The sequence below is a fragment of the Streptomyces sp. NPDC059003 genome, assembly GCF_042740445.1.
GTDB lineage: Bacteria > Actinomycetota > Actinomycetes > Streptomycetales > Streptomycetaceae > Streptomyces.
In genome coordinates this window covers 21,569-28,967 of the sequence record NZ_JBHYJH010000127.1, presented here as the reverse complement: position 1 = coordinate 28,967, position 7,399 = coordinate 21,569, and the positions used below count along the sequence as shown (strand labels likewise).

The 7,399-nt window shown below is 71.7% G+C and carries 6 protein-coding genes; all 6 read right to left on the bottom strand.

Annotation, left to right across the window (positions count from 1 at the left end; genetic code table 11):
• Window positions 1–47 precede the first annotated feature (47 nt).
• The 6 genes from ACFWZ5_RS33075 to ACFWZ5_RS33050 all read right to left on the bottom strand — a co-directional run bounded on the left by ACFWZ5_RS33075 (window position 48) and on the right by ACFWZ5_RS33050 (window position 7,398).
• Window positions 48–2,582: an ABC transporter permease gene (locus tag ACFWZ5_RS33075; RefSeq protein WP_384891655.1), complete on the bottom strand. Its 2,535-nt coding sequence runs from the start codon at window positions 2,580–2,582 to the stop codon at window positions 48–50.
• Window positions 2,582–3,376: an ABC transporter ATP-binding protein gene (locus ACFWZ5_RS33070; protein WP_384790700.1), complete on the bottom strand. Its 795-nt coding sequence runs from the start codon at window positions 3,374–3,376 to the stop codon at window positions 2,582–2,584. Before ACFWZ5_RS33070 ends, ACFWZ5_RS33075 begins: the two co-directional genes overlap by 1 nt.
• 425 nt (window positions 3,377–3,801) lie before the next feature.
• Window positions 3,802–4,824 (bottom strand): methyltransferase, encoded by a 1,023-nt coding sequence (locus ACFWZ5_RS33065; RefSeq protein WP_384790697.1) that lies wholly within the window; start codon window positions 4,822–4,824, stop codon window positions 3,802–3,804.
• Between the two features lie 120 nt (window positions 4,825–4,944).
• A complete protein-coding gene (locus ACFWZ5_RS33060) occupies window positions 4,945–5,865 on the bottom strand; it encodes an ATP-binding cassette domain-containing protein (RefSeq protein WP_384790694.1) in 921 nt (306 codons plus the stop codon).
• A gap of 44 nt (window positions 5,866–5,909) precedes the next feature.
• Window positions 5,910–6,125: an MbtH family protein gene (locus tag ACFWZ5_RS33055; protein WP_384790691.1), complete on the bottom strand. Its 216-nt coding sequence runs from the start codon at window positions 6,123–6,125 to the stop codon at window positions 5,910–5,912.
• Between the two features lie 43 nt (window positions 6,126–6,168).
• Window positions 6,169–7,398 (bottom strand): cytochrome P450, encoded by a 1,230-nt coding sequence (locus ACFWZ5_RS33050; protein ID WP_384790688.1) that lies wholly within the window; start codon window positions 7,396–7,398, stop codon window positions 6,169–6,171.
• Window position 7,399: the final 1 nt, after the last annotated feature.

Sequence of the window (7,399 nt, the reverse complement as noted above, 5' to 3'; positions counted from 1 at the left end):
GATCTCGCCGACCGCCTGTACGCGGCACGCGAGGATGCCGGGGCCGGTCATCGCAGCGCGAGCGTCGTGGGCAGCAGGATCGACACGAACGTCAGCGCCACCGCGGACGCGACGATCGTCACGTAGATCCATCCGGGCCCGCTGGGCAGCACGTTCCCGTCCAGGGCCAATCCGAAGGGCAGCAGCGAGCCGGCGGCGACGCCGGTGCCGAGCACGATCCCGACCAGCGCGGTCACCAGGGCCTCGACGGACATCATCCACAGCACCTGGCGGCCGGTGGAGCCGATCAGCCGCTGCAGCGCGAACTCGCTGCGCCGCTCGGCGGTCGCCACGATCAGGGAGTTGACCAGCGCGATCACCGCATAGCCGACCACCACGGCGGCCAGCAGATAGCTCGCCACCCGGCCGCTCTTGTCGCTCTCCGCGTGCGCCGCCTTCGCTTCGGAGCGGCTGGCGACGAAGGCTCCGGGCACACCGTCGGTCTGCTTCTGCAGCGCCGCCCGGAGCTCCTGGGACGACACCCCGGACTTGGCCTTCACCAGGATCTGGGACAGCTTGCCGTCCGTGGTGTGGGGCAGCAGCGCCGCCGCGGGCACCATCGCGTAGTCGAACCCGCGCGGCGGGTCGAACGATCCGACCACCGTCATCGAGCTCGCCTGGCCGTTGCCCCAGCGCAGCCGCACCCGGTCGCCGACCTTCTGGTCCCGGTCGCGCAGCATGTGGTCGGGCAGCACGATGCTGTTGCCGGTCAGCTTCCCGAAGTCGCCCTGCACCGCACGGTGCGCGATGGTCTGCCGTGCGCCGGCCCCCGTGACTCCCTGCAGGTCGATCTTGGTCGGCCTGACCTTGGGCTCCGTCCTGGTGCCGTTGTCGTTCTTGCCCGGCTCCAGGACGGTCTCCAGGCTTCCCTCGCTGGCCGCCGACGCGGATGCCCCCTCGACCTGCGGCAGCCGGGAGAAGGTGTCCACCAGCGAGGGCGGGAGCGCGCCGTCCTGCACGGTGACGATCGCGTCCGCCTTCAGGTTCTTGGCGAACACCCGGTTGCTGGCGTCGTCCTGACTGGTCTGCAGGTAGATCAGCGCCGTGGCCAGGCCGGTCGCCAGCATGATCGGGGTGACCGCCGCGGCAAGGCGGACCCGGCGCACGGACGCGTTCAGCATCGCCAGCTGGCCCGAAAGGCCCGTGAGCCAGCTCACCGGCCACCGCAGCAGCGCCGCGAGCCAGCGGCACAGGGCCGGGGACACCAGGGCGACCCCCACGGCCCACAGCATCGCGGCCGGCGCGGACGTGCTCGCCGCGGTCGGCCCGCTCATCACCGTCGCCGTCACGATCGCGAGCGCGCTCGCACCGCCGAGGAACAAGAACGCCAGGATCATGCGGATCGGGCTGATCCAGCGGGTCTGCAGCGTGGCCTCCGCCATCGCCTCGGTCGGCCGGACCTTCGAGACCCGGCGGGAGGCGATGAACGCCGCGGCCAGCGCCGCGAACAGCGTGGCACCGAACCCGGCGAGCCGGGGGATGAACCCCTGACTGAAGATCATCTCCCCGGGGATCAGGTCCTGGTCGACCAGCACGTCGTACATGAAGCGGCCGAACGCCTGCCCCGGCACGATGGACAGGGCGCCCGCGAGCACCGCCGCCAGCGCCGTCTCCGCCATCACCATGCGCCGCAACTGCCCCGGCGTGACCCCGGTCGTGCGCAGCAGCGCCATCTCCCGGCGGCGCTGCTGCACCAGCATGCCCACGGTGCTGCCCACCACGAAGATGGCGACCATGGTGGACAGGCCGCCGAAGGCGCCCGCGACCGGAATCAGGTTCTGCTTGCCGCTGATCGCGGCCGGGAACTCGGCGACCCCGCGGTCGTTGCCGTGCAGCGCCTGGGCGCCGTGGCCCGAGACCGCGTCACCGACGGCGTCGGCGAGCCGCGCCGGGTCGGTGCCCGCGGTGGCGAGCACCCCGATGTCGTCGATCTTCCCGGGCCGGTCGTACAGGCGCATGGCCCGGTCGTCGGTGAACAGCAGCGCGGCCTGGGTGGCGTGGCGGCTCTCGGCGATCCCGCTGACGCGGAAGACGTGCGGGACGCCGCGCACCGACGCCTTCAGCCGCGCACCCGGCCGCACGCCGGTCTTCTTGGCGGTGGCCCGGTCCACCACGACGTCATCGGCCGCGGCCGGCGCGCCACCCGCCACCAGCTTGTACGGCGAGAGCGCCGCGCTGGACCAGCTGTGCCCGAACGCCTCGGCCGGCCGGCCCGCCAGCGCGGTGATCGGCACCGACACGTCCGGCACCGCCTTGGCCACACCGGGCACCTTGGCCACGGCGGCCACCAGCTTCTCGTCCAGCAGCACCCGCTCGGTCAGCGGATCGTCGTCGTTGCCGACGGGGGAGCCGGGATAGTCCTGGCTGCCGGTCACCACCACGGGCGCCGCGGCCAGGCGCTCGGCCTTGACGTTGGCCCGGATGCCGGTCTCCAGCAGGCTGCCGCAGCCCTGGACGACGACGGCGCCGACGAACAGCGCGATCAGCGACGCCAGGAAGCCGCCCTTGCGGAACCGCAAGGTCTTGAGGGCGAGGCGCAGCACTACAGCCCCCGATCCGCGCCCACGGGCCGCTGCGCCCGCGCCCACGCGCCGAGCTGGGTCATCTGGCTCGCCACCTGCTGGACGGTGGGCCGCTCCAGTTCGGCGCTGACGCGGCCGTCCACCAGGAACACCACACGGTCCGCGTGGGAGGCGGCCACCGGGTCGTGCGTCACCATCACCGCGGTCTGCTCACCGGAGTCCACCGCCTCGCGCAGCAGCCCCAGGATCTCCAGCGCGGTCTCGGTGTCCAGGGCGCCGGTCGGCTCGTCCCCGAACAGCAGGTCGGGCTGGGTGACCAGGGCGCGGGCGATCGCCACGCGCTGCTGCTGACCACCGGAGAGCTCGCCCGGGCGGTGCTTGCGGCGCTCGGTCAGGCCGGTGCGCTCGATGACCTCCGCCACCAGCCTGCGGTTGGGCCGCTTGCCCGCAAGCCGCAGCGGCAGCGTCACGTTGTCCACCACGGTCAGCGCGGGCAGCAGGTTGAAGCTCTGGAAGACGAACCCGATCCGGTTCCTGCGCAGTTTGGTCAGCGACCGCTCGTTCATCGCCGTCAGGTCCTGGCCGTCCAGGAGCACGCTGCCCGACGTCGGCCGGTCCAGCAGGGCGGCGCAGTGCAGGAAGGTGCTCTTGCCGGAGCCGGAAGGACCCATCACCGCGGTGAACGTGTGGCGCCGGAAGCCGAGCGACACCCCTGCCAGTGCCGCCACGTTGTTGCGCGACCGCCCGTACACCTTGTGGACGTCCTGTAAGCGCAGCAGCTCGTCGGTCCTGGGCTGCTCTCGCCTCGAACGCATCAATGCCTCCTGTTTTTCGGGGTCTTCCGTTGGTTCGAGTCGGCCGCGGTACGCGTGGAAGGGCGAATGAGCTCGAACATGCTGGTGCTGGCGAACGGCCCCGCCCCGCTTCCCGACATCGGTGCGAAGGTGGCGGGACATCCGGTGGCGAATCCGCCGGAATTCCACGTATGCGCAGGTCATAGCCTGGAACCCCGATGCGGATCGCTACTTTAACCACGCCTCGCACCCCGGAACATGGGGCTACCCCTACCTTCCGCCCGGTGGCACGCCCCTGCCCGCGTGTCAGCCGCGCGTCAGCCCCGTGTCAGCCGCTTGTGCAGGGCACCGCCGCACAGGGGCGCGGCCCCTTGCGCGCCGCACCCCCCGGCGCGCCCGCACGCGGACGCTCCGGGGGGTGCGCCGCCACCGGCGGTGCGGGCGGCTCACTCCTCGACGGGCACGCCCTCGATGGCGTAGAGCTCCGCGCCGCCGCTGAAGTACGGCATGGCCACCGCCTTGCTGAACCGGAAGCCGCTGGCGGAGAACAGCGCCCGCCACTCCTGCTCGGTGCGCTCCTTGCCGCCGTTCATCAGCATCATGGTCAGGTCCAGCATCCGGGCCAGGCCCGGCTCGTTGCCCGCGGGCACGATCCGCTCCAGGATGACCACCCGCCCGCCGGGCCTGATCGCGTCCCGCATCCGCCGCAGCACCTTGATGCTCTGCTCGTCGTCCATCGCGTGCAGCACACAGCTGATCAGGTAGGCGTCGCCCTCGGGGAGTTCGTCGAAGGCGCTGCCCTCGCGCAGCTCGACGCGGTCCTCGACGCCCGCCTCCTTGAAGTGCCGCATGGTGTGGTCGATCCCGGCGGAGATCTCCACGAGCACGCCCTTCATCCCGGGATGCTCGTGCAGCACCGCGGCCAGCATCGACCCGGTGCCGCCCCCGACGTCGACCACGGTGTCGACGCCGGCGAAGGAGTACGTGCGGGGCAGCGGCAGCTGCTCGCTCCAGGTGACCGCGCCCATGCCCTTGCGGAAGGCGTTGCCGGTGTCCTCCACCGTGTCCAGGTAGTCCCACAGCGGCATGCCGTACTCGATGTCGAACGCACGCTCGCCGGTGCGCACGGCCTCGGACAGGGCCCCGTAGGCGCGGTAGACCTCCCGGCCGTAGAACAGCACCAGGTCCTTGACCGAGTCCGCGGTGTCGGAGCGCAGGAACTCGGCCACCGGGGTCGTGCCGAAGCGCCGCTCGCCCTCCTCACGGAAGTACCCGGCGCCGGCCAGCGCGCGCATCAGCCGGTAGAGCGACTCGGGGTGCGTCCCGGTCAGCTCGGCCAACTCCTCGACGCTGCGCACCCCGTCGGCCACATGGTCGGCCAGGCGCAGCCGCGCGGCGCTGTACACGGCGGCGCTCAGCCACCCCGCGTACATGTCCTCACGTACCCGCACACTGCTCACATCGCTCACGGCACATCCTCCGAGTGTCTTGTGGTTCGCCTCGATCAGATGTGATGAGGCATCAGAAAAGGAACGAAAGATCCAACAACGCACGGGCCGGGCCCGGCCGCGGCACGGGGGCCAGCGGCCTCACCCGTTGTCGGCGGAGCGGCCCACCAGGTTCAGGAACACATCGTCCAGCGTCGGCCGGCGCAGGACGAAGTCCGCGACGTCCACGCCCGCTTCACGCAGCGCGACCGCGGCGGCACCGACCCCCTGGGCGCCGTCGGTCAGCTGCACCGAGACCCGCCCGGTCTCCCTGTCCACGGTGGGCGGCGCCTGGGCGACCGCGGTGAGCACGGACACCGCCAGGTCGGCAACACCGGCGGCCTCCTCGGCCCTGGCCGAGGCGACCAGCTGCACCTCCAGACGGTCCTCGCCGACCTTGCGCTTGAGCTCCTCCGGCGTGCCGGCCGCGATGATCCGGCCCGACTCGATCACCACGATGTCGTCGGCCAGCCAGTCCGCCTCGTCCAGGTACTGGGTGGTCAGCAGGACGGTCATGCCGTCCCGCACCAGGGCGCGCACGGTGTTCCACAGGACGATCCGGCTGGCCGGGTCGAGCCCGACCGTCGGCTCGTCCAAGAAGAGCACCTGAGGCGAGCCGATCAGGCAACTGGCCAGGTCAAGGCGCCTGCGCATGCCGCCGGAGTAGGTGCCCGCCGGGCGGTCGGCGGCCCCGGTCAGCTCGAACCTGCGCAGCAGCTCGTCCGCGCGCTCGCGCGCACCCCGCCGGCTCAGGTGCAGCAGCCGGCCGAACATCACCAGATTCTCCCGGCCGGTGAGCAGTTCGTCGACCGCCGCGTACTGCCCGGCAAGACCGATCCGGCTGCGCACCAGGGCGGGCTGGCGGGCCACGTCGAACCCCGCCACCTCGGCCCGGCCGCCACTGGGCCTCAGGAGCGTGGACAGCACGCGCACGGCGGTCGTCTTGCCGGCCCCGTTGGGACCGAGCAGACCCAGCACCGTGCCCGCGGCCACCTCGAGGTCGATGCCGGCGAGCGCGGTCATCCCGCCGTAGCTCCGGGCCAGGCCCTCGGCCCTGATGGCGCAACTCACGGCCGGGCCACGCGATCCCGCAGCGACTTGGGCCGCATGTCGCTCCAGTGCTGCTCCACATAGGCCAGCGCCTCGGCCCGCGGGCCCTGCTCCAGCGCCACCCGCCAGCCGTCCGGAACCTCCGCGAACGCCGGCCACAGGGAGTACTGCTCCTCCGCGTTGACCAGCACCAGGAAAGCGCCGTTGTCGTCATCAAAAGGATTGCCGCTCATGTCCCCACTCCTCCTGTACGCGCAGGACGCGCTGTACGCCGTTTCACCGTTCGGCGGTCAGGGCGACCGGCAGCCCCTGGTAGCCGTAGACGAAGTTCGAATAGAGCCGCCGCGGCTCGCCGCGGAGTTCGATGCCGGCCACCTGGTCGCGCAGCGCCTCAAGCACCGCCGACACATGCGCGCGGCCCAGGAACGCGCCGATGCAGAAGTGCGGGCCGTGGCCGAAGGCGACGTGCCGGTTGGGCTTGCGGCCGAGGTCGAAGCGGTGCGCGTCCGGGAAGGCGTCCTCGTCGAAGTTCGCCGCGCTGTTCCACAGCGTCACCACGTCACCGGCGCGGATCAGCTCACCGCGCAGCTCCACGTCCTCGACGGCGCGGCGGCCGAAGTGCATGGCGGGCGTCGTCCAGCGCAGCACCTCCTCGGTGGCGTCGGCGAGGCTCACCTCACCGTTCTTCAGCGCCCGCCACTGGTCGGGGTGCTCGGTGAACGCGATCAGCGCGCCGATCGAGGACATCCGGCTGGATTCGTCCGCACCGAGCACCAGGCTGTAGCAGTTGAAGATGATCTCGTCCTCGGACAGCGGCTCGCCGTCGACCAGACCGGTGGCCAGCGCGCTGACCACGTCGTCCCCCGGCGACTCGCGGCGTTGGCGGGCCAGCTCGCCGAAGTAGAGCAGGATTTCGTTGCGCGCCAGCCACTCCTCCAGCTGGGAGTCGCCCTCGTCGTAACGCGACAGGGTGCGGTTGTTCCAGTCGACCAGCTTCCCGCGGTCGGCGACCGGGATGTCCATCAGGTCGCCGATCGTGTTGATCGGGATGTGGTCGGCGACATCGGTGGCGAAGTCCGCCTCCGGCCGCGCCACCACCTCCGCGATCAGCTGCTGGGTACGCCGGCGCACCAGCTGGCCGACGTGCTCCAGGACCCGCGGCGAGAAGGACTTCTGCATCAGCTTGCGGGTCTCGCGGTGGCGCACGCCGTCGGTGACGGCGAGCATCTTGCCGCCCGCGGAGTCGCCGCCCTGCAGCAGGGTCGACAGCACGTTGCCCTGCTCGGAGGTGAAGCGCTTGTTGTCCTTGTAGACCGCAAGGACGTCCTCGTAGCGCGTGATGGCCCAGAATCCGGGCCGGTCCTCCGCGGGCGGGTTCCAGTGGACCGGGGATGCGGCACGCAGCTCGCGCCACAGCGCCGGCAGGTCGGTGTCGATGAACGTGCGCGGGTCGGCCAGATCGGGGAAAGCCAGGCCGTCGTGTGCGCGGGCGGGTTGCACCGTCATG